The organism is Rhizobium croatiense (assembly GCF_019793465.1).
Taxonomy (GTDB): domain Bacteria; phylum Pseudomonadota; class Alphaproteobacteria; order Rhizobiales; family Rhizobiaceae; genus Rhizobium; species Rhizobium croatiense.
On sequence record NZ_JAILYJ010000018.1, the window covers coordinates 119,099 to 139,545 of the forward strand.

Annotated in this window: 22 protein-coding genes; 20 read left to right on the forward strand and 2 right to left on the reverse strand. The window is 62.6% G+C overall.

All coding sequences use genetic code 11. From position 1 onward, the window contains the following. Window position 1: 1 nt before the first annotated feature. A complete protein-coding gene (locus K6M89_RS25445; protein ID WP_222141419.1) occupies window positions 2-889 on the reverse strand; it encodes a hypothetical protein in 888 nt (295 codons plus the stop codon). Between the two features lie 672 nt (window positions 890-1,561). On the opposite strand from K6M89_RS25445, the gene dnaG reads away from it, so the two are divergent. From dnaG to K6M89_RS25520, 15 genes are all read left to right on the forward strand, one after another. Beyond that, window positions 1,562-3,562, forward strand: coding sequence for a DNA primase (dnaG, locus tag K6M89_RS25450; protein ID WP_222141420.1), 2,001 nt, complete (start codon window positions 1,562-1,564; stop codon window positions 3,560-3,562). Continuing rightward, window positions 3,562-5,427, forward strand: a complete 1,866-nt coding sequence (recQ, locus tag K6M89_RS25455) for a DNA helicase RecQ (RefSeq protein ID WP_222141421.1) — start codon at window positions 3,562-3,564, stop codon at window positions 5,425-5,427. Before dnaG ends, recQ begins: the two co-directional genes overlap by 1 nt. Window positions 5,428-5,533: 106 nt before the next feature. Further along, on the forward strand, window positions 5,534-6,721 hold the full coding sequence (locus K6M89_RS25460) for a glycine C-acetyltransferase (RefSeq protein WP_222141422.1): 1,188 nt from the start codon (window positions 5,534-5,536) through the stop codon (window positions 6,719-6,721). Window positions 6,722-6,930: 209 nt separating this feature from the next. After that, a complete protein-coding gene (gene tdh / locus K6M89_RS25465; RefSeq protein ID WP_222141423.1) occupies window positions 6,931-7,968 on the forward strand; it encodes an L-threonine 3-dehydrogenase in 1,038 nt (345 codons plus the stop codon). Between the two features lie 10 nt (window positions 7,969-7,978). Next, the gene (locus tag K6M89_RS25470; RefSeq protein WP_222141424.1) at window positions 7,979-8,326 is read left to right on the forward strand and encodes a GFA family protein; all 348 of its coding nucleotides are present in this window, start codon (window positions 7,979-7,981) and stop codon (window positions 8,324-8,326) included. 174 nt (window positions 8,327-8,500) lie between these two features. Next, window positions 8,501-8,707: a hypothetical protein gene (locus K6M89_RS25475; protein WP_141507380.1), complete on the forward strand. Its 207-nt coding sequence runs from the start codon at window positions 8,501-8,503 to the stop codon at window positions 8,705-8,707. Window positions 8,708-8,796: 89 nt separating this feature from the next. Then, window positions 8,797-10,854, forward strand: coding sequence for an RNA polymerase sigma factor RpoD (gene rpoD / locus K6M89_RS25480; protein ID WP_004677699.1), 2,058 nt, complete (start codon window positions 8,797-8,799; stop codon window positions 10,852-10,854). 358 nt (window positions 10,855-11,212) lie between these two features. After that, on the forward strand, window positions 11,213-11,506 hold the full coding sequence (locus K6M89_RS25485) for a GYD domain-containing protein (RefSeq protein ID WP_097578689.1): 294 nt from the start codon (window positions 11,213-11,215) through the stop codon (window positions 11,504-11,506). A gap of 113 nt (window positions 11,507-11,619) precedes the next feature. After that, entirely contained in the window at window positions 11,620-12,717 is a 1,098-nt protein-coding gene (locus tag K6M89_RS25490) for a DUF930 domain-containing protein (protein WP_222141433.1), read from the forward strand. A 101-nt stretch (window positions 12,718-12,818) separates the two neighbouring features. Continuing rightward, entirely contained in the window at window positions 12,819-12,980 is a 162-nt protein-coding gene (locus K6M89_RS25495) for a hypothetical protein (RefSeq protein WP_222141425.1), read from the forward strand. After that, a complete protein-coding gene (locus K6M89_RS25500) occupies window positions 12,977-13,762 on the forward strand; it encodes an APH(3')-II family aminoglycoside O-phosphotransferase (protein WP_097578691.1) in 786 nt (261 codons plus the stop codon). The genes K6M89_RS25495 and K6M89_RS25500 overlap by 4 nt, the downstream gene beginning before the upstream one ends. Window positions 13,763-13,849: 87 nt before the next feature. Then, window positions 13,850-14,650 (forward strand): AraC family transcriptional regulator, encoded by an 801-nt coding sequence (locus K6M89_RS25505; RefSeq protein WP_222141434.1) that lies wholly within the window; start codon window positions 13,850-13,852, stop codon window positions 14,648-14,650. A 353-nt stretch (window positions 14,651-15,003) separates the two neighbouring features. Beyond that, on the forward strand, window positions 15,004-15,903 hold the full coding sequence (locus tag K6M89_RS25510) for a DMT family transporter (protein ID WP_222141426.1): 900 nt from the start codon (window positions 15,004-15,006) through the stop codon (window positions 15,901-15,903). A gap of 3 nt (window positions 15,904-15,906) precedes the next feature. Beyond that, window positions 15,907-16,599, forward strand: a complete 693-nt coding sequence (locus K6M89_RS25515; protein ID WP_222141427.1) for a B3/B4 domain-containing protein — start codon at window positions 15,907-15,909, stop codon at window positions 16,597-16,599. Window positions 16,600-16,692: 93 nt separating this feature from the next. Then, entirely contained in the window at window positions 16,693-17,091 is a 399-nt protein-coding gene (locus tag K6M89_RS25520; RefSeq protein WP_010026790.1) for a DUF427 domain-containing protein, read from the forward strand. A gap of 21 nt (window positions 17,092-17,112) precedes the next feature. Here K6M89_RS25520 and K6M89_RS25525 read toward each other — a convergent pair whose 3' ends face one another. Beyond that, the gene (locus tag K6M89_RS25525) at window positions 17,113-17,358 is read right to left on the reverse strand and encodes a DUF6894 family protein (RefSeq protein WP_064684279.1); all 246 of its coding nucleotides are present in this window, start codon (window positions 17,356-17,358) and stop codon (window positions 17,113-17,115) included. Window positions 17,359-17,589: 231 nt separating this feature from the next. Here K6M89_RS25525 and K6M89_RS25530 point away from each other — a divergent pair, with 231 nt between their 5' ends. From K6M89_RS25530 to K6M89_RS25550, 5 genes are all read left to right on the forward strand, one after another. Continuing rightward, on the forward strand, window positions 17,590-18,198 hold the full coding sequence (locus K6M89_RS25530) for a DUF922 domain-containing Zn-dependent protease (protein ID WP_222141428.1): 609 nt from the start codon (window positions 17,590-17,592) through the stop codon (window positions 18,196-18,198). A 198-nt stretch (window positions 18,199-18,396) separates the two neighbouring features. Continuing rightward, entirely contained in the window at window positions 18,397-18,750 is a 354-nt protein-coding gene (locus K6M89_RS25535; protein WP_222141429.1) for a DUF1428 domain-containing protein, read from the forward strand. A gap of 93 nt (window positions 18,751-18,843) precedes the next feature. Further along, window positions 18,844-19,266: a secondary thiamine-phosphate synthase enzyme YjbQ gene (locus tag K6M89_RS25540; protein ID WP_222141430.1), complete on the forward strand. Its 423-nt coding sequence runs from the start codon at window positions 18,844-18,846 to the stop codon at window positions 19,264-19,266. Between the two features lie 173 nt (window positions 19,267-19,439). Next, window positions 19,440-19,745, forward strand: coding sequence for a hypothetical protein (locus tag K6M89_RS25545; RefSeq protein ID WP_038690266.1), 306 nt, complete (start codon window positions 19,440-19,442; stop codon window positions 19,743-19,745). A gap of 231 nt (window positions 19,746-19,976) precedes the next feature. Continuing rightward, on the forward strand, window positions 19,977-20,318 hold the full coding sequence (locus tag K6M89_RS25550) for a hypothetical protein (protein ID WP_097578705.1): 342 nt from the start codon (window positions 19,977-19,979) through the stop codon (window positions 20,316-20,318). Window positions 20,319-20,447: the final 129 nt, after the last annotated feature.

The following is a 20,447-nucleotide window of genomic DNA, read 5'->3' on the forward strand; positions in this document are numbered from 1 at the left end:
TCTAGACCACGCGTCGCGCCCGCGGTTCGTCCAGGACCGCGGGCCCGAGCACCGCTTCGGCTGCGGCATCGACGATGGCGAATTTCGCAGCTTGATAATTCCAGTATTCAAGGATGAAGCGGCGCGAGAGCCAGAACTCGCCCTTGCGGGACGGTTCGGTCCAGCCGACGCTTTCCATGGTTGCGGCCTGCGTCAGAAGCCGCTTCAGGTGTGTGTTCGATATCATGAACTGGTCGCGGATTTCCCGCAGCGACAGGGGGCCGACCGCGACGCGCTCGGCCGTCCGGGGAAATTCCGGAAGGCGCGAGATCAGGTAGTCCATCACCAGTCCGCCGGAATTTGCCCAGTTGAAGAGGTTGAAGGTGGGGCCAGGGCTGCGCACCGCCTGGCTTCCGATGATCGCCTTTGCGATGCGCGGCTGGATCGCTGCCATCATCGCCGTGGGTTCGGCGGCGATCCTGTCGGCGCGCTTACCGCCATCGAGGCTGTCGAGGATCATCATGTGGGTGACGAGCCATCGGGTGAAATGCTGCTCGGCGATTTCGGTGGGTTCCAGATAGCGTGTGCGCTTGTCGGCACCAGGAGCCGGACGCAGGAAGCGATAGGCCAGCATTTCCTGCATGAAGGCCGCCGCCGTGTTGCGGCTGGCGATGTCGTTCTTGACCGCAAAGTCGATGAAGCGGCCGGAATAGAGGCCGCTCTTTTCATAGTCGGGATGGCCATAATGAAGCGCAAAGCCGGCATGGGCCATCAGCCAGCGCTGCTGTGCGGCGAAAATCGAGGCGATGCGCGGGCTCTCACGATAGATCGCGAGCATCTGATCGGCGCAGTGGAGGATTGCCGCGAGAAAGCGATCGTCTGCTGCAAGAGTTTCAGCGGTAAAGGCCATGGGGAAGGAGTCCAGGAAATTCGGCGCATACTTCCTTCACGCACGCGCCTGATGTCAACGATTTTGTCAATAATCGGTTAATTTCAAAAGGGAATTTGTATCACGGCAAGCCAAAAATTTAAGAAGGCAGGAGCTGGGGGCGCTCCTGCCTTCTTGCACTTTGCTTCCGCCGGCACGCAGGGGCCGAAGCCCAAGCCGGAGGCTATTTGCAAAGGCACCCTTGCGAAGCGGCGCCGGGGGTAGGGATGGTGCTTCGCTCGGGGATCGCTTTGTTGAGATCGAACTTATTGCGGTGCGGCGGCCTGTTCAAATTACAAAAAAATAATGATTGCCGAAAATGTCGGTTTTGGAGATGTCGAAGCGGAGGCTCGGATGGCGGCGCAAAGAGCAAAGCGGATCGTGAAAGAGGGCGATAATAATTTGTTTTCAAACGATTTATTTGAGGCTCATGGGAAATGGCGGCCTTTGCCGAAGCTTGCGCGACAGCGAAATTCTGGTCCCCCGAGGACAATAATGTCGCACCCCTGTCGCAGGGGCGATAACGTGTTTTTGATTGGATAACCGACGCAATCAGGGACGCGTGCACTTGCCTGTGAATAGCGGGTTTTCCTGACAAGTTTCGTGGCATGGCGCGGCAAAGCAGCTTATATGGAGGCTGGCCAAGAGGTATAAATGCGCTTTTCCAACACCTTTCTCGATGAGATCCGTGACCGCGTTCCAATTTCGAACGTGATTGCGCGACGTGTGAGCTGGGACAAGCGCAAGACCAACGTCTCGCGCGGCGATTACTGGGCCTGCTGCCCGTTTCACGGCGAGAAATCACCGAGCTTTCACTGCGAGGACCGGAAGGGCCGCTATCACTGCTTCGGCTGCGGCGTCACCGGCGATCATTTCCGCTTCCTCACCGAGCTCGAGGGCCTGAGTTTTCCCGAGGCGGTGCAGCAGATCGCCGATATGGCTGGCCTTCCGATGCCGCTTGCCGATCCTGTCATGGAAAAGCGCGAGAAGGAGCGCGGCTCGCTGATCGACGTCATGGAAATGGCGACGGCGTTCTTCCAGGATCAGCTGCAGACGGCCAATGGCGCCAAGGCGCGCGCCTATCTTCGCGATCGCGGGCTGACCGGGCGCACCATCGAGACCTTCCGCCTCGGTTATGCGCCCGACAGCCGCAATGCCCTCAAGGAATTCCTTGCCGGCAAGGGCGTCACCAAGGAGCAGATCGAGGCCTGCGGCCTTGTTGTCCATGAGAACGTGCCGGCTTCCTACGATCGCTTCCGCGACCGCATCATGTTTCCGATCCTCTCGTCGCGGGAAAAGGTGATCGCCTTCGGCGGCCGCGCCATGTCATCAGACGCGCCGGCGAAATACCTGAACTCCAACGAGACGGAGCTCTTCCACAAGGGCAATGTGCTCTATAATTTCGCCCGCGCGCGCCGCGCGATCCAGGGGCCGGGACGCAGCGATCAGCAGGACGACAATGCGAGCGGCACCATCATTGCGGTCGAAGGCTATATGGACGTGATCGCGCTCCATCAGGCGGGCGTCGAGAACGCGGTTGCGCCGCTCGGCACCGCACTTACCGAAAACCAGCTCGAGCTGCTCTGGAAGATGGTGCCGCAGCCGGTGCTCTGCTTCGACGGCGACGGCGCCGGCATCCGTGCGGCCAATCGCGCCGCCGAATTGGCGTTGCCGCATCTGAAGCCCGGCCGCTCCGTCCGCTTCGCGCTTCTGCCCGACGGCAAGGATCCCGATGATCTCGTGCGCGACGAGGGCCGCGCGCCGTTCGACAAGGTGATGAGCCAGGCAAAGCCGCTTTCGGAGATGCTGTGGAGCCGCGAGATCAACACCGGCAAGTTCGACACGCCCGAGGCGCGCGCCGAACTCGAGGCGCGGCTGAAGCAGCTTGTGGCCGTCATCGCCGACGAGAATGTGCGCCGTCACTACCAGCAGGATATTCGCGACCGGCTGAACGCCTTCTTCCAGCCGCAGTTCCAGAACCGCAACAATGGCGAGCGGCGCGGTTTCGCCGGCAATTCCCGGGCGGGCCGCGACAATCCCGGCAAGGCGGGGCCGAAAAGCCCGAGCCTTATTTCCGACCGGCTTGCCCGCTCCGGCCCCGTGCGCGGCCACCGGGACAACACGGCGCTGCGCGAAAGCGTGCTGGCGCTCACCATCGTCAATCATCCGGCGCTGATGATCGACGATTATGACGAGATCGCCGCGATTGAATATGACAGCCGCGAGCTGCAACGGTTGTGGTCGGCGGTGCTTGGCGCAGCGGCCGCCGTTGCCGGCCCGCATCTGACGCGCGACTATCTGACCGAACGGCTGGAATTCGAGGGCTTCGGCCCGCTGATCAAGAGCCTCGACCAGCAGGTGCGCAATGCCCGGCTCTGGACGGCGACCGAGGAGGCGGCGATGGAGGATGCGCGTGAGGGCTATCGCCAGGCGCTCGCCTTCCACAAACGGGCAAAGGCGCTGCGCCGGCAGAAGATGGAACTCGAACGCGAGATCGCGCTGGCCACCGAAGCCGGCGATGGCGAGGCGATCGTTCAGCTGATTCGGGCACAGCAGGAAGTGCATCTGGAAGGCGTGCGCCTCGAGAACCAGGAGGCGATCATCGACGGCTTCGGCGTGCTTTCCGGTCGCGTCAAAGGGGCGGCGAACCACTGATGTCGCTGACCGAAGGCAACGAAGCTGGCTTTTCCGCTGCCGATGCGCTGTTTTCCGCCGGCCGCTCGCCGCTCGAGCTTTTGAAGCAGGTCTACGGCTATTCCTCCTTCCGCGGCAAGCAGCAGCAGGTGGTCGAGCACGTCGTGTCAGGCGGCGATGCGGTGGTGCTCTTTCCGACAGGAGCGGGCAAATCACTGTGCTTCCAGATCCCGGCGCTCTGCCGCGAGGGCGTCGGCATCGTTGTTTCGCCGTTGATTGCGCTGATGCGCGATCAGGTGGAGGCGATGAAGCAGCTCGGCATTCGTGCTGCCGCACTCAATTCGTCGCTGTCGCGCGAGGAGTTCGTCGAGGTCCGCCGCGCGCTTTCGGGCGGCAAGCTCGACCTTCTCTACGTGACGCCGGAGCGCATCCTGACGGACGGCTTCCGCGAGCTGATCGCCAATGAGAAGATCGCGCTGTTTGCGATCGACGAGGCCCATTGCGTCTCGCAGTGGGGCCATGATTTCCGGCCGGAATATCGTGAGCTCGGCCGGCTCGGCGAGCAATATCCCGGTGTTCCCAGAATAGCGCTGACGGCAACGGCCGATCCGCATACCCGCGACGATATCGTTGATCGGCTGGGGCTCGACGCTGCCGAGATCTTCACCACCAGCTTCGATCGTCCCAACATCAGCTATGAGATCGTCGAGCGCGATCAGCCGCGCCAGCAGCTTCTGCGCTTCCTCTCCGACCATAAGGGCGACAGCGGCATCGTCTATTGCCTGTCGCGTGCCAAAGTCGAGGACACGGCCGACTGGCTGAACGGGCAGGGGGTTCGTGCATTGCCTTATCATGCCGGCATGGACCGGGCGCTTCGCGACGCCAATCAGGATGCCTTCCTGAAGGAAGAGAGCCTCTGCCTGGTTGCCACCGTCGCCTTCGGCATGGGCATAGACAAGCCGAATGTGCGTTACGTCGCCCATCTCGACCTGCCGGGTTCGGTGGAAGCCTATTACCAGGAGACCGGGCGCGCCGGCCGCGACGGCCTGCCGTCGGAGGTCTGGATGGCTTATGGCATGGCCGACGTCATTCAGCGCCGCCGGATGATCGACGAGGGCAATGCCGCCGCGGAGATCAAGCGGGTCGAGCGCGCCAAGCTCAACGCCTTGCTGGCGATCTGCGAGACCGCCTCCTGCCGCCGGCAGGCGATCCTGGCCCATTTCGGGGAAGCACATGCCGGCCAGTGCGGCAATTGCGATACCTGCCTGAAGCCGGTCGAGACCTGGGAAGGCACGGAAGCGGCGATCAAGGCGCTGGCCGCCATCTATCGCACCGGCGAGCGTTTCGGCGCCGGCCACGTCATCGACGTGCTGGTCGGCAATGTCAACGAGAAGACTGAGCGTTTCGGCCATGTCGATATGCCCGTCTTCGGCGCCGGCAAGGACATTCCGGCGCGGACCTGGCAATCCGTCTGCCGGCAGCTGCTCGCCATGGGGCTGATCAGGGTCGATCACGAGGCCTATGGGGCGCTTAAATTGGAGCCGGAAGCGCGCGCCGTCTTCAAGCACGAGCGACAGGTATTCTTCCGCAAGGACCGCCCTGCTTCGGAACGGCGCACGAAGAAGGTGGAGCGCAGCGAGCGCAAATCGGCCCTGTCGGGCGCCGACGGCAGCCTCTTCGAGGCGCTGCGGGCCGAGCGCATGGCGATCGCCAAATCGCTCGGCGTGCCGCCCTATGTCGTCTTTCCCGATACGACGCTGATTGCCTTTGCGACGGAACGGCCGCGCAGCCGCAAGGAGCTGCTGGCCATATCCGGCGTCGGTCAGGCGAAGCTCGAGCGCTACGGCGACGCCTTCCTGGAGATCATCCTGGCGCATGACCACTGAGCGGACCGACCGGTGTTCTTCTCGATCTCGGTCCAGCGCTGAAGAAGACAAGCCGGCGGCGATATGTTAACCCGGAAGCTATAAAAAACATCAGGAAGGGCCGCCTATGACCTCGCCATTTCTCTCCCATCTTCGCACCGAGATTTCGGCGCTGAAGGATGCCGGCCTCTATAAGTCCGAACGGGTCATCAGCTCCAAGCAGGCGGGCGAGATTGCGATTTCCAGCGGCGAGCGGGTGTTGAATTTCTGCGCCAACAACTATCTCGGCCTTGCCGATAACGAGGAATTGGCCGAGGCCGGCAAAAGGGCGCTCGACCGCTACGGCTACGGCATGGCTTCGGTGCGCTTCATCTGCGGCACCCAGGAGGAGCATAAGCAGCTCGAAGCGCGGATTTCCTCTTTCCTCGGCATGGAAGACACGATCCTCTATTCCTCCTGCTTCGACGCCAATGGCGGCCTGTTCGAGACGCTGCTTTCCGAGGAGGACGCGATCATCTCGGATGCGCTGAACCACGCCTCGATCATCGACGGCGTCAGGTTGTCGAAGGCCAAGCGCTTCCGCTACGCCAATAACGACATGGCGGCGCTCGAAGAGGAATTGAAGAAGGCCGAGGGCAGCCGCTTCAAGCTGATCGCCACTGACGGCGTCTTCTCGATGGACGGCATCATCGCCAATCTACGCGGCGTCTGCGATCTCGCCGAGAAATACGGCGCCATGGTCATGGTCGATGACAGCCATGCGGTCGGCTTCGTCGGCAGGCACGGCCGCGGCTCGCCCGAACATTGCGGCGTCGAGGGCCGGATCGACATCATCACCGGCACACTCGGCAAGGCGCTCGGCGGCGCCTCGGGCGGTTATACCTCGGCGAAATCAGAGATCGTCGAATGGCTGCGGCAGCGCTCGCGGCCCTATCTGTTCTCCAATACGCTGGCGCCGGTCATTGCCGCCGCCTCGCTGAAAGTGTTCGACCTGATCGAAAATGGCGATGCCTTGCGCAAGCGTCTTTCCGACAATGCCGATCTCTTCCGCAGCGAGATGACCAAGCTCGGCTTCACACTCGCCGGCGAAGGCCATCCGATCATCCCGGTCATGCTCGGCGACGCCAAGCTTGCCCAGGACATGGCGGCTTTGATGCTGAAGAAGGGTATCTATGTGATCGGCTTTTCCTTCCCGGTGGTCCCGAAGGGCCAGGCGCGCATCCGCACGCAGATGTCGGCTGCGCATTCGCGCCAAGATGTCGAGCGGTCGATTGCGGCTTTTGCGGAAACGGGGCGGGAGTTGGGTGTGATTTGAGCGAGGCTTGCTCCCTCTTCTCACCAGTGGGGAGAAGGTGGCCCGAAGGGTCGGATGAGGGGCGGAGCGAAGCGACGTTCGAGCGTTGAGCGAGAAACAATATTGGATTGACGGCGTGCCGTGCCGCCCCCTCATCCGCCCTACGGGCACCTTCTCCCCGCTGGGGAGAAGGGGAATAGCGAAGTTGGCGCCAAGCAAAGGTGGGATATATGTCGAACATGATGAAGGCGCTGGTCAAATCGAAGCCCGAGGTCGGGCTCTGGATGGAGAATGTGCCGGTGCCGGAGGTCGGGCCGAACGATGTGCTGATCCGGGTGAAGAAATCGGCGATCTGCGGCACCGACGTCCATATCTGGAACTGGGACCAGTGGGCGCAGAAGACCATTCCGGTGCCGATGGTCGTCGGCCATGAATTTTGCGGCGAGATCGCCGAGATCGGTTCGGCGGTCACCCGCTATCACGTCGGCGAACGCGTTTCCGGCGAAGGGCATATCGTCTGCGGCAAGTGCCGCAACTGCCGGGCGGGCAGGGGGCATCTCTGCCGCAACACGCTCGGCGTCGGCGTCAACCGGCCGGGTTCGTTCGGCGAGTTCGTCTGCATTCCCGAAAGCAATGTCGTGCCGATCCCGGACGATATTTCCGATGAGATCGCCGCGATCTTCGATCCGTTCGGTAATGCCGTGCACACCGCACTCTCCTTCGATCTCGTCGGCGAGGACGTGCTCGTCACCGGCGCCGGGCCGATCGGCATCATGGGGGCGCTCGTCGCCAAGCGTTCCGGCGCCCGCAAGGTCGTCATCACCGATATCAATCCGCATCGGCTGGATCTGGCGCGCAAGCTCGGCATCGACCACGTCGTCGACGCCTCGAAGGAAAATCTCGCCGACGTGATGAAGGCGATCGGCATGACCGAGGGCTTCGATGTCGGGCTCGAAATGTCGGGTGCTGCACCCGCCTTCCGCGACATGATCGACAAGATGAACAATGGCGGCAAGATCGCCATTCTCGGCATTGCGCCGGCGGGCTTCGAGATCGACTGGAACAAGGTGATCTTCAAGATGCTCAATCTCAAGGGCATTTACGGCCGCGAGATGTTCGAGACCTGGTACAAGATGATCGCCTTCGTCCAGGGCGGCCTCGATCTCGCACCCCTTATTACCCATCGCATCAAGATCGACGATTTCCGCGAGGGCTTTGAGGCGATGCGGTCGGGCAACTCCGGCAAAGTCGTCATGGATTGGATGTGAGGAGGACGAGATGATTTATCAAGGAAGCTGCCATTGCGGCAATATCGGTTTCGAGGTCGAGGGCGAGTTCAGCGAGGCGCTCGACTGCAACTGTTCGCTCTGCCGTCGGCGCGGCGGGCTTCTGGCCTTCGTGCCGCGCGAGAAGCTGGTGCTGAAGACGCCGGACGAGAATATCTCGACCTATACTTTCAACAGGCATGTCATCCGCCATCACTTCTGCGCCAAGTGCGGTATTGCGCCCTTCGGCGAGGCGGTGGGCCCGAACGGCGCTGCAATGGCGTCGATCAATCTGCGCTGCATTCCCGCGATCGATCTCGGCGCGCTGAAGGTGACGGCCTATGACGGTGCCGCGCATTAAAAACAGAGCGCCTGCCCGGAGCCGGGGATATACCGCCGTCAAAACTGTAAAAACGGCCGAAACAACCGCTGCGGCGGGCAAAATCTATGCTGCCCTTGTCTTTTGTTCGATGCTTCTTAAATAAGGTTCGCAATCGCAGCCGCGGTTCAAAGCCTGTGGATAAGGCTTTTTCCGATGATTCGTGAGCTTTTTTTCTGGAAAAGCTTGACGAGAACAAAAAATGTGGGAATCACCGTTCGACTTGTTGAAACGGTGAACTGGGTCAAGGCGGATCGCGCAACCATGGCCGGAAATCCAAAAGCAAAAAAGCTTTGCTGTCCGGTGCCGGCGATCGTGGTTAATCAGGCTTTAAATGTCATCCCGTTAGGTGGGCAAAGGTGATTCTAGGGCGGCGCGTGCGGCGCGTCAGGCCCTGAGACGGCCCATTCACCGTAGCGAGATTGGATAGCGTCAGGAAGGCGACGATATAAATGGCAACCAAGGTCAAAGAGAACGAAGACGCGGAAGTCGAACGCGACGGCGCAAGCGACGGCCCTCTTCTCGATCTTTCCGACGACGCGGTCAAGAAGATGATCAAGGCCGCAAAGAAGCGCGGCTATGTGACGATGGACGAGCTCAACGCCGTTCTGCCGTCCGAGGAAGTGACGTCCGAGCAGATCGAAGACACGATGTCGATGCTTTCGGACATGGGCATCAACGTCATCGAGGATGAAGAAGCCGAGGAAGCCGGCGCTTCCGGCGGCGGTGATGACGATGATGCCGGCGGCGACGAGGACAGCGAAGGCGGCGAACTCGCGCCTTCCGGCGGCACCGCGCTTGCGACCGCCAAGAAGAAAGAACCGACCGACCGTACCGACGATCCGGTGCGCATGTATCTGCGCGAGATGGGCTCGGTCGAGCTTCTCTCCCGCGAGGGCGAAATCGCCATCGCCAAGCGCATCGAGGCCGGCCGCGAGACGATGATCGCAGGCCTCTGCGAGAGCCCGCTGACCTTCCAGGCGCTGATCATCTGGCGCGACGAACTCAACGAAGGCACGACGCTGTTGCGCGAGATCATCGATCTCGAAACCACCTATTCCGGCCCTGAAGCCAAGGCGGCGCCGCAGTTCCAGAGCCCCGAGAAGATCGAGGCCGACCGCAAGGCCGCCGAGGAGAAGGAAAAGACCCGCCGCGCCCGTTCCGGCGACGACGACATCACCGATGTCGGCGGCGAAGGCCTGCCTCCCGAGGAGGAGGAAGAGGACGAGGACGAATCCAACCTCTCGCTGGCGGCGATGGAAGCCGAGCTTCGCCCGCAGGTGATGGAGACGCTGGATACGATCGCCGAGACCTACAAGAAGCTGCGCAAGCTGCAGGACCAGCAGGTCGAGCAGCGCCTGTCGGCGTCCGGCACGCTTTCCTCCGCCCAGGAGCGTCGCTACAAGGAGCTCAAGGACGAGCTTATCAAGGCCGTCAAGTCGCTGTCGCTCAACCAGAACCGCATCGATGCGCTGGTCGAGCAGCTCTACGACATCAACAAGCGTCTCGTCTCCAACGAGGGCCGCCTGCTGCGTCTGGCCGAATCCTACGGCGTCAAGCGCGACAGCTTCCTGGAACAGTATCAGGGCGCCGAGCTCGATCCGAACTGGATGAAGTCGATCGGCAATCTGGCCGCCCGCGGCTGGAAGGAATTCGCCAAGGGCGAAAACACGACGATCCGCGACATCCGCCAGGAAATCCAGAATCTGGCGACCGAGACCGGTATTTCGATTTCGGAATTCCGCCGCATCGTGCACATGGTGCAGAAGGGCGAGCGCGAAGCGCGCATCGCCAAGAAGGAAATGGTCGAAGCGAACCTTCGCCTCGTCATCTCCATCGCCAAGAAGTACACGAACCGCGGCCTGCAGTTCCTCGACCTCATTCAGGAAGGCAATATCGGCCTGATGAAGGCGGTCGACAAGTTCGAATACCGCCGCGGCTACAAGTTCTCGACCTATGCCACCTGGTGGATTCGCCAGGCGATCACCCGGTCGATCGCCGACCAGGCTCGCACGATCCGCATTCCGGTGCACATGATCGAGACGATCAACAAGATCGTCCGCACCTCGCGCCAGATGCTGCACGAGATCGGCCGCGAGCCGACGCCGGAAGAACTGGCCGAAAAGCTCGCCATGCCGCTCGAAAAGGTCCGCAAGGTCCTGAAGATCGCCAAGGAGCCGATCTCGCTCGAAACCCCGGTTGGTGACGAAGAGGATTCGCATCTCGGCGATTTCATCGAGGACAAGAACGCGCTGCTGCCGATCGACGCGGCCATCCAGGCGAACCTGCGCGAGACGACCACCCGCGTTCTCGCCTCGCTGACGCCGCGCGAGGAACGCGTGCTGCGCATGCGCTTCGGCATCGGCATGAACACCGACCACACGCTCGAAGAAGTCGGCCAGCAGTTCTCGGTCACCCGCGAACGTATCCGCCAGATCGAGGCGAAGGCGCTGCGCAAGCTGAAGCATCCGAGCCGCTCCAGAAAGCTGCGCTCGTTCCTCGACAGCTAAGCTTCGATGACATCTTGATGGGAATGCCGGGCTTTATGCCCGGCTCAGGCTGCTGGCGAAGCCGGCCAACTCTTCCTTCGTTATGCTCGGGCTTGTCCCGGGCATCTGCCTCCGTTTCATAGGGCAGCAGATCCTCGGCACACGGCCGAGGATGACGCCAGGTGGCAAGCGAGGTTTATTATCAAACAGAGCCAGGCCCCGTGCCCGGCTTTTGCTTTGTGATTAACACCAATGATCGCGGCGGCTTTCTTGTCCCTGTTTGGTGACAGGGCTATAATCCGGCCACGGGGAAAGGATCGATCGCGACACACGCGAGATCGTATGCCTGCGTGAGCGATCCTCCGTCGGGAGGTGCGACATGACCACTTACATTCTTTTGATCGATTGGACGGACCAAGGCATCCGGACTGTTCGCGACTCGGCAAAACGGCTTGACGCGGCGAAGAAACTGCTCGCCGGCGTCGGCGGCTCCATCAACCAGTTCTATCTGACGATGGGCGGACATGACATGGTCGCCGTCTGCGAGGCGCCCGACGACGCGGTGATGGCGCATTTTACGCTGTCGCTCGCCATGGCGGGTAATGTCCGCACCGAGACGCTGAAGGCGTTCCCGGAGGCTGCCTATCGGGATCTCATCGGCTCGCTGGGCTGACCACTGCTCAAACCAGATTCGGATACCAAGGCACGGCTCTCCGGAGACCGTGGCGCTGAATGATGGTGGCCTGCCGCCAATCGTTGCGGCGGCGATCACGCGGTTTTTTGTATTTGTGGCTTGATGCTGCCGGCTTTAAAGGCCACATCGCTGCTGTGACAGAAGAAGACGTCGAACCGGCAGAAGCGCATGAAGCGGCAAAACAGCGGCCTGAACTCCGCTGGGGTGTCGGCGCGTCCGTGCTTCTGCATGTGCCGCTCATTGCCCTTCTGATTTTCGGGCTGCCGAAGATCGAGCCGAAGCCTCCTGAAGACGAGAGCGTCAAGGTGGAGCTGGTTCCGCCGCCGGAGGAGAAGAAGCCGGAAGAGAAAAAGTCCGAGGAAAAACCGCCGGAGCCGAAGCCGCCGGAACAGGCGAAGAAGCAACCGCCACCGCCACCACCTCCTCCTCCGCCGCCGGCAAAGAAGGCTTCCGAGCAAGCTAAACCGAGGCCGATGCCGACTCTCAACCCTGTCACCGAGTTCGGGGGCAAAAATAGCGGCCCTGACAAATTCCTGGCGGGAAATTCTTCCGAGGGTGAAAGAAAACCGGCGACAACTTCGCCGCAGCGCGATCGACCATTGGAGCAGGTGCCTGCAAAGGCCGTTGCGGAAGAGCCGAAAACTGAGGCGCCAGCATCAAAACCCGTACCGGATGATGTGAAGCTTCCGGAAGTGGCTGTGATGGACGTTTCTCCGGAGCGAAACGGACCGCCGACAGAAGCGTCCGGCGAAGCCAATACCACCTTCGAACAGGCCAAGCCGCCTGAGCAGAAGAGCGCTGAGAAGCTGAAAACGCTGCCCGACACCAAGGATCTGCTCGAGGCAAAAACGCTGTTTTCACGGGCTGCAGATGGCAATTTGTTTGCGCAAACCGCGATGGATGGTCTTTCACGCAAACAGCGAGTGGCCACGCTCTGCACCACCGAGCTTCAGGGCCAGCTTATTCACGGTTCGCCGGCTTATTTTCCGCTCGCATTGCCGAGTTTCGGGTTGCGAGCCGGTACCATTCTCGATGTGAAGGATGCGGCCTTTGGCACAGCCAAGGGCTGGTTCCAAGTTCGTTTCCGCTGCGAGGTGGACGAGGGAGCTACCAAAGTGATGTCCTTTGCCCACCAGGTCGGTGGGCCGATCCCCCGCAGCCAGTATTCGAAGTATGATATTGATGACTAAAGCGCGCCGTGATCTTTCCCGCCCGCAACAAGCCACACGCAAGGAACCGCATCTAGCCTCTCCCTATGGCCGTGATGGTACGGTGAAGAAGGGACAATGATATGTCGAACGAGATCGAGCGTTTTCTGGAGTGTCAGGATGAAGCCGTCAGCGCGCTGTTCCTGGAAAACAGGGGCGACGAGCTGACCGATATTCTGGTGGCGGCGCTCGAAGAGGCTTTCGAGATCCTGCTCGAAGCAGCACCCGCCGAAACACTGCATTGACATTTCCCAAGACATTGCCGGCAGCGCTTGGCGAGCGGCTCTCCGGCTACCGGTTCGAACGCGATGCGCTCGGCCGTTCCGCGGCAAGCGTTTTCCGGCTGGAAGGCGAGGGCCTGCCGGCCCTCTATCTGAAGGTCGAGGCGGCGGGGCCGTTCGGCGAGCTTGCCGATGAAGCGGCCCGGCTCGGTTGGCTCAAGGCCGCCGGCCTGCCATGTCCCGATGTGATTGCGCGGGAAAGCGACGGCGAGCGCGACTGGCTGCTAATCGGCGCCCTGCCGGGAACCGATCTCGCCAGCGCATCGGCGCTGACGCCGCTGGCGCGTGTCGAACTGCTGGCGGCCGCACTTGCCGATCTCCATCACCTGCCGATCGCCTCCTGCCCGTTCGATCATCGTCTGGAAAAGCGCCTGCCGACCGCAGGAGCGCGCATGCAGGCCGGGATCGTCGACGAGACCGATTTCGACGAGACGCGGCTCGGAAAGAGCGCCGAAACATTGTTTGCCGAACTCGAAGGCCGGCGGCCGGACCGTGAGGATCTCGTCGTTGCCCATGGCGATGCCTGCCTGCCCAATTTCGTCGCCTCCGGCGGCCAATTCTCCGGCTATATCGATTGCAGCCGCCTCGGCGTCGCCGACCGCTATCAGGATATTGCGCTCGCTTGCCGCAGCATCGCCGATAATTTCGGTGCGGCGCTGGTGCAGCCCTTCCTCGATCGTTACGGGCTGACGGCGCCGGATCCGGCGCGCCTCGATTATTACCAGCTGCTCGACGAGTTCTTCTGACGCTTCAAAGACGCGCGGCGCTTGCCAAGCGTTGCGCCCGCTCCGTCCGGCTGGCAAGATGGCCGGCATCGGATCTGCGGACGGATGATGGCGAAAAATCAGTTCAGGATGTTGCGCTCGGCGCTGGCCGGCGTCGAAGCGGTGGAAGCGGCAACGCATCACAGCTTCAGCAGGCACACGCATGAGCAGTTCGGCATCGGCCTCGTCTCATCAGGGGCGCAGAAGTCGCTCAGCGGGCGCGGCATGGTCGAGGCTGCGGCCGGCGATATCATCACCGTCAATCCGAACGAGGTGCATGACGGCGCGCCGATCGGCGCAGGCAGATCGTGGCGCATGCTCTATTTCGATCCCGTCATCGTCGCCAGCCTGTCGCGGGACATCGACGGCGGGGCAGGGCGGCAGGAAATCCCCCATCCGGTCATCCGCAATGGCGCGATCGCCGCCCGCTTCGAGATGCTGTTTGGCGCGGTCACCGGTGGCGGATCCGACGGGCTGCTCTCAGAGCAACTGCTCCTGCAGCTCGTCGCCGATGTCATGTGGGAACGGGGCGATCGCCATGAGCGGCCGCCGGTGCCGGCCTCCATCCGCGCGGCGCGGGATCTGATCGACGACAATCCTCTTGCCGCCGTCTCGCTTGCCGATCTCGCCACCGAAAGCGGCCTCAGCCGCTTCCAGGTGCTGCGCGGCTTTGCCAAGGCGACGGGGCTGACGCCGCATGCCTATCTCCTCCAGGCCCGCATTCATCGCGCCCGCCGGTTGATCGCTCAGGGCACGCCGCTTGCAGATGCGGCCTTTGCCAGCGGTTTTGCCGATCAGAGCCACATGACGCGCGTTTTCGTGCGCAAATACGGCCTGTCGCCGCGGCTCTATGCCGGCGCCTTTCTCTGAGCGGCGCCGGCATGTCGAGCTTGGTCACCGGGATGGTGGAGTTCCGATTGGTGTCCGGGGCCGAGCCACCCACCCTCGTCCTTCGAGGCTTCGGCCCGTGGCCTACGTACCTCAGGACGAGGGCTGATCGTGCGTGCCGCGGGCTGCGACCTCTCCCCAGCCTCATCCTGAGGTGCCCCAAAGGGGCCTCGAAGGATGGGGCTGGCCGAGGCGCCGCCTCCAGCGATGCGGATTTTGCCGTGAGAGCTGACCCGCCCGCCGCGCTTTAGTTCTTTGTTTTATCCCCTGCAATTTCGTTCAAGACCGCAACCGGCCCCTGCTGTTTTCTCGGCGCATCCAACAGGAGGCGAGGAATGTCGAGACAGGTTCAGGGTTATGTCTATCTGACGCTGGCCATGCTGACGGTCGGAAGCACGGTCATTGCGAGCAAACTCATCGCCGCCGGACTGCCGCCGTTTACCGCCACCGCTGCGCGCTTTGCGCTCGCTTTCCCCGTCCTTCTCGTGCTGATGCGGGCAACCGGCGTGCGGCTGCCGAAGCTCTCCCGCCGTGACCGCCTCATTCTCCTCATCCAGGGCGGGGCCGGCAGCGTCGGCTATACGACGCTGCTGATCTCCGGCCTCAGCCTGACCTCGGCGGCCGATGCCGGGGTCATCATCGGTACGTTGCCGGTGGTCTCGGCGGCAATTTCCATCCTGCTGCTTGGCGAGCGGCCGCAGCCCGCCCTGCTTCTCGCCGTGGCGCTGGCGACCGCCGGGGTGTTTTCGATCGCCTTCACGCCGGATGCGGCCGGCGGGTCGCTCGCCGGCAATGCGCTGATCCTACTGGCGGTCGTCTGCGAGGGGTTGTTCATCCTGCTGAACAAGCGGCTGACCGCCGATATTCCACCGCTTGCCCAATCGACGCTGATGACCGGCATCGGCTTTGCCGTCGCCGTCATCCCGGCCGTGTTCGAGGCGCCTTCCGCCCACGGCTTTTCCGCAAGCGCTGCGGCTGCCGTCGTCTATTATGCGCTGGTGCCGACCGTCGCCGGCTTCCTGCTCTGGTATGCGGGGGCCGAAAGGGTGAGCGGCACGGAAGCCTCGCTTTTTACCGCGCTCGCGCCGGTGTCCGCCGTCCTGCTCGCCTTCGCCACGCTCGGCGAGCCGGTCGGCTTCAGCCAGCTTGCCGGTATTGCCTGCGTGCTTGCGGCGGTGCTCGGGCTCGGGCTGGCTGGAAATCGCATCGCAACCCAACCGACCGAGGGGAGATAGACCATGCGTTTCAACCATTCCGCCGCCCTGTGGCAGACCTTTCCCGAGCTTCGCGCCGGCGCGCTCCATGCCACCGGCATCGATGCCGATGTCGATGTCGAGGCGGCGATAACAAGCTTCGGGGCGATTGCCGAGGCCAGGCTTGCCGGCGCCAAGGAAGGCGAATTTCCGGAGATCCAGGCCTGGCGGCGCGGCTTTTCCCGCATGGGGTTGAAGCCGACGCAATATCGCTCGGCCTCCGAAGCGCTGCTGCGCCGCTTCCGCCAGGAGCACGCGTTGCCGCGCCTGCATCCGCTCGTCGATCTCTGCAATGCGGTCTCGCTCGCCTTCGCCATTCCCATTGCCGTTTTCGATGTCGAAAAGATCGCCGGCGATCTCGAGGTCCGGCCGGCGACGGGTGATGAGACTTATCTGACCTTCGGCGGCGACATCGAACATCCCGAGCCGAACGAGGTAATCTTCGCCGATGGCGCGGCGAGGGCGCATGCGCGGCGCTGGACGAACCGGCAGAGCGGGCTTTCGGCGGTGCGGCAGACGACGCGGTCGGTGCTGATCGTTGCCGAGGCGCTGCATGCCTCGGCCGAGGCGGATGTCGGCAGGCTGGTGGCAACGCTGGGGGATCAGTTGGCGAGGGCCTGGCCGGCGGCGCCGAAAGCGGCGCTGCTCAGCGCAGCATCGCCGCGTTTCGAATTCTGAAGCGGATCGCGCTCGGGACAGAGCGCTCACACCTTGGGCCGGCGGCTGCCCGCCCTATCTTCCCGGGATCGATCGCTTCTGGAGACGAACCGCATGTCAGATAAATCGATCAAGATCCCCGGGCCGGATCACCCGATCACCGTCGAGCACAATCCCTGCCGCGTCGTCGTCACGCTCGGCGGCAGGACGATCGCCGACAGCCGCGACGCGCTGACGCTGCGCGAGGCCTCCTATCCGCCGGTGCAATATATTCCACGCAAGGATGTCGACATGTCGCTGCTGCAGCGCACAGATCACCGCACGCATTGCCCCTATAAGGGTGACGCCGCCTATTACAGCATCATTCCGGGCGGCGAACGCGCTGAGAATGCCGTCTGGACCTATGAGGCGCCGAATGCCGCCGTCAGCAACATCAAGGGCCATCTCGCCTTCTATCCCGACCGCGTCGACAGCATCGAGGAAATGGCCTCTCCGGAAGCCGGCACCTTCTGAGGCGCGGGCCGACGCCAGCCGTTATCGCAGGATGTCGAGCCATTCATTGCTGAAGACAAGGCTGGCAACCGTGACCGGTTCGCCGCTTTCGTCGCGGACGGTGACGGCGATCGTCATGCGATCACCCGCGGGCAGTTCGTCGCGGGCCACATCCAGCAGGATGCGGGTCACCTCTTTTGGAATGTCCTCACGAGATTTCAGCTCGGTGCCGTGCTCGTCGCGCGTTGGACCTTCCCCGTTGTGCAGATCGAAATAGTAGCGAGCCATGTTCTTTCCTGCGCGTCAGAGGGGAAATCACCGATGAAGACAATTGTTCCCGAGACTAGCCATTGATGCCTATGGAAAATACTGGCCGGATCGACGTGGTTTCGCCGTCCCGCCGCTCACTCTTGGAAGCCGCGATATGTTTGACCAAGGCAGGACATTGCATTGCCGACTCATGATGCGTTGAAAGCTTCGACCGCTCCCGTTAGGGTCGCGCCAAAACATTGTTCGGGGATGCGCGTGAGGGCAAAATTCATATCTTGCATGTTGGCGGCGGTTTTCGCCTCGCTGCCGGCGGCAGCATTGGCCGAGGGATGGCAGGCGGTGGAAGAGGTGCGCCCCTATGCAATCTCGGGTACGTCGGGTGCTGCGCTCTACGAATCGATCGGCGAGCACGGGCCGAAGGCCGGGGTCACCGGCCGGGTGATCGCGCATACGACCTTCAAGCTCACCTGGACACGGAAATACGAACCGCAGGGCAGCGCCTGCGTGATCACGACCAACAAGCCGAAGCTCATCATCACCTATACGCTGCCCAAGCCCTCGGTCGCGCTGCCGCCGGCCGTCAAAACCAGCTGGGACGGTTTCATATCGGGCGTTGCGGCGCATGAGCGGGTGCATGGCGAGACCATCAAGGAGATGGTCAGGGAAATCGAAGCGACGAGCATCGGCCTGACCGCTGCCGACGATCCTGACTGCAAGAAGATCAGGGTCGAACTGACGCGGCGCCTCGGCGAAATCTCCGCACGGCAGCGCCAGCGCGGCCGAGACTTCGACAAGGTCGAAATGGGCGATGGAGGCAATATCCAGCAGCTCATCCTCAAGCTGGTGAACGGGCCGTGACTGCCTGAGAAGCCCGCCTGCCGCTCCACCCCTGGACCAGCCCCGCTGACCTCCTATCTCTCCCGCTAATGCATGTCGCCCGGAAGTGTGCAGCGGTTCCGGGACAACGACATGCATCAAAACAAAGAGCTAAAGCGCGTCGCATGAATCAAAATTGATGCGACGCGCTTTAAGGAGGATGGATCGAGGAGATGTGCAATGTCCTATGTCGATGGTTTCGTCGTGGCGGTGCCGAAGGAGAATATCGAGGCCTACAAGAAATTCTCGACCTTCGCCGGCTCGCTTTGGAAGGAATATGGCGCGCTCGAATATGTCGAATGCATCGGCGACGACGTGCCCTATGGCGAGCTGACCTCCTTTCCCCGCGCCGTGCAGGCCAAGGAGGACGAGGTGGTGGTTTTCTCCTGGATCACCTATCGGTCCCGGCAGGAGCGCGACGATATCAATGCCAAGGTGATGGCCGATCCGCGGCTCAAGGGCGATCAATGGCAGATGCCGTTCGACGGCAAGCGGATGATCTATGGCGGTTTCGAGACGCTGCTGAAGCTCTGACGCCGGTGCCGTCGCCTGCCGAGCCGGCCATTGACTTGGCCGTCATGGCGCGCCCAACTCGCGGGAGAAATCATTGCGAGACGGAGAGCGCCCGTGCCCCAGACAATCCTCACCTTGGCCACCCGCGGCCAGGGCCTTTACGAATTCACCGATCAGGCCGAAGCCTTCGTCGGCGCCTCCGGGCGGGAGGAGGGGCTTCTCACCGTCTTCGTGCGCCACACCTCCTGCTCGCTGCTGATCCAGGAAAATGCCGATCCGGATGTGCGCAGCGACCTTCTTTCCTTCTTCCGCCGCCTCGTGCCGCCGGCCTCCGATCCATCGATGGGCTGGGTCGTGCACAGGGCCGAAGGGCCTGACGATATGCCGGCCCATATCAAGGCGGCGTTGACGCAGGTGTCGATCGGTATTCCCGTCGCGCGCGGCCGGCTGCTGCTCGGCACCTGGCAGGGCATCTACCTCTTCGAACATCGCGACCGCCCGCACCGGCGCGAGATCGTGCTGCATCTCGGTTCCTGAGAGAAAGCGGCGCCGGACGCCAATGACCGCTCGACCCCATCGGGCGAAAAACGCTCATCTTCTTGTGAATGCAAACTGAATGGCCGGTTCGAACGCCATTCAGCTCGCAGCGTTTACTGTCGAGACAATCCCCTCAGGGAGAGACAACAAAGACCAATCGACGGAGACAGCTGATGACGCATTTCCTCACCAAGGCTTGCCTTGCCGCAGTGCTTGCCCTTTCCTCCATTCCGGCGACGATCTCCACGGCCGCTGCCGCCGGGCCGCAGACGAGTTTCATCGTCGAGGCGCAATATCATCGCCCGATCCGCGGCTGCTCGCCGATGCATGCGGTGCGCAAGGCGCGGGACTTCGGCCTGCGCAGAGCCCATATCACCCGCATGTCGCCGCGCGTCGTGGTCGTTGCCGGGCGTGACCGCCGCGGCTGGGACAGGATGGTCTTCGCCAATGTCCGCGGCTGCCCGTTGATCCGCCGCTGACGAACCGGTCCGAACGGGCTGCAGCGTCCTTTGTCTGTTTCAAAAAGACACGCGGCGCATTGCGAACCCGGCCGGCAAGCGCTGATACCAGGCTTGCCGGCCGTTTTGCCTTGACGGCGACACTTTCAGCCGTCTCTTCTCTGCTCTGTATAAGTGATTCCCGGAGATGCCTCAGGCGTGATGGGGTGACGGCGGCTTGGCCGCACCGACTTTAAAACGAAAGGTTTTTCGATGATGCAGTTTCTGGCAAAGGCGGGTCTTGCCGCCATGCTGATAACAGGCACCCTTGCCAGCACCGCGGTCCCGGCCGCTGCGCAGTTCAGTATCATTATCGGCGATCCGGAGCGTGAGCCGCCGCGCGATTACCGCCGTCCGCCTCCGGGCTTCGATCGCCGGCCGCGCGGCTGTGATCCAAGGCTCGCCGAAGATCTCGCCCGCGATTACGGCCTCCGCCGCGCCCGCGTCGTCGACATCACCCCGCGCCGCGTCATCGTCCAGGGCTGGACCCGCCGCGGCCCCGACGAAATGAGCTTCGGCAACGTCCGCGGCTGCCCGGCGCTGCGCCGCCGCTGATATCAGGCAGGATACCGCCTCGTCTCCCCGATGCGGCGGCCAGAACCGTCTTTGCCAGTCTCCCCGATCGGCAAGGGCGGTTTTCTTTTTGTGGAATGCTTTTGCGCGCGGTAGACCCCTCCCCAACCC

What these genes read in the sequence shown, in the direction of transcription:
- K6M89_RS25445 (WP_222141419.1), bottom strand. Translation starts at nt 889, where the DNA reads ATGGCCTTTACCGCTGAAACTCTTGCAGCAGACGATCGCTTTCTCGCG.
- dnaG (WP_222141420.1), top strand. Translation starts at nt 1,562, where the DNA reads ATGCGCTTTTCCAACACCTTTCTCGATGAGATCCGTGACCGCGTTCCA.
- recQ (WP_222141421.1), top strand. Translation starts at nt 3,562, where the DNA reads ATGTCGCTGACCGAAGGCAACGAAGCTGGCTTTTCCGCTGCCGATGCG.
- K6M89_RS25460 (WP_222141422.1), top strand. Translation starts at nt 5,534, where the DNA reads ATGACCTCGCCATTTCTCTCCCATCTTCGCACCGAGATTTCGGCGCTG.
- tdh (WP_222141423.1), top strand. Translation starts at nt 6,931, where the DNA reads ATGTCGAACATGATGAAGGCGCTGGTCAAATCGAAGCCCGAGGTCGGG.
- K6M89_RS25470 (WP_222141424.1), top strand. Translation starts at nt 7,979, where the DNA reads ATGATTTATCAAGGAAGCTGCCATTGCGGCAATATCGGTTTCGAGGTC.
- K6M89_RS25475 (WP_141507380.1), top strand. Translation starts at nt 8,501, where the DNA reads ATGATTCGTGAGCTTTTTTTCTGGAAAAGCTTGACGAGAACAAAAAAT.
- rpoD (WP_004677699.1), top strand. Translation starts at nt 8,797, where the DNA reads ATGGCAACCAAGGTCAAAGAGAACGAAGACGCGGAAGTCGAACGCGAC.
- K6M89_RS25485 (WP_097578689.1), top strand. Translation starts at nt 11,213, where the DNA reads ATGACCACTTACATTCTTTTGATCGATTGGACGGACCAAGGCATCCGG.
- K6M89_RS25495 (WP_222141425.1), top strand. Translation starts at nt 12,819, where the DNA reads ATGTCGAACGAGATCGAGCGTTTTCTGGAGTGTCAGGATGAAGCCGTC.
- K6M89_RS25505 (WP_222141434.1), top strand. Translation starts at nt 13,850, where the DNA reads ATGGCGAAAAATCAGTTCAGGATGTTGCGCTCGGCGCTGGCCGGCGTC.
- K6M89_RS25510 (WP_222141426.1), top strand. Translation starts at nt 15,004, where the DNA reads ATGTCGAGACAGGTTCAGGGTTATGTCTATCTGACGCTGGCCATGCTG.
- K6M89_RS25515 (WP_222141427.1), top strand. Translation starts at nt 15,907, where the DNA reads ATGCGTTTCAACCATTCCGCCGCCCTGTGGCAGACCTTTCCCGAGCTT.
- K6M89_RS25520 (WP_010026790.1), top strand. Translation starts at nt 16,693, where the DNA reads ATGTCAGATAAATCGATCAAGATCCCCGGGCCGGATCACCCGATCACC.
- K6M89_RS25525 (WP_064684279.1), bottom strand. Translation starts at nt 17,358, where the DNA reads ATGGCTCGCTACTATTTCGATCTGCACAACGGGGAAGGTCCAACGCGC.
- K6M89_RS25530 (WP_222141428.1), top strand. Translation starts at nt 17,590, where the DNA reads ATGCGCGTGAGGGCAAAATTCATATCTTGCATGTTGGCGGCGGTTTTC.
- K6M89_RS25535 (WP_222141429.1), top strand. Translation starts at nt 18,397, where the DNA reads ATGTCCTATGTCGATGGTTTCGTCGTGGCGGTGCCGAAGGAGAATATC.
- K6M89_RS25545 (WP_038690266.1), top strand. Translation starts at nt 19,440, where the DNA reads ATGACGCATTTCCTCACCAAGGCTTGCCTTGCCGCAGTGCTTGCCCTT.
- K6M89_RS25550 (WP_097578705.1), top strand. Translation starts at nt 19,977, where the DNA reads ATGATGCAGTTTCTGGCAAAGGCGGGTCTTGCCGCCATGCTGATAACA.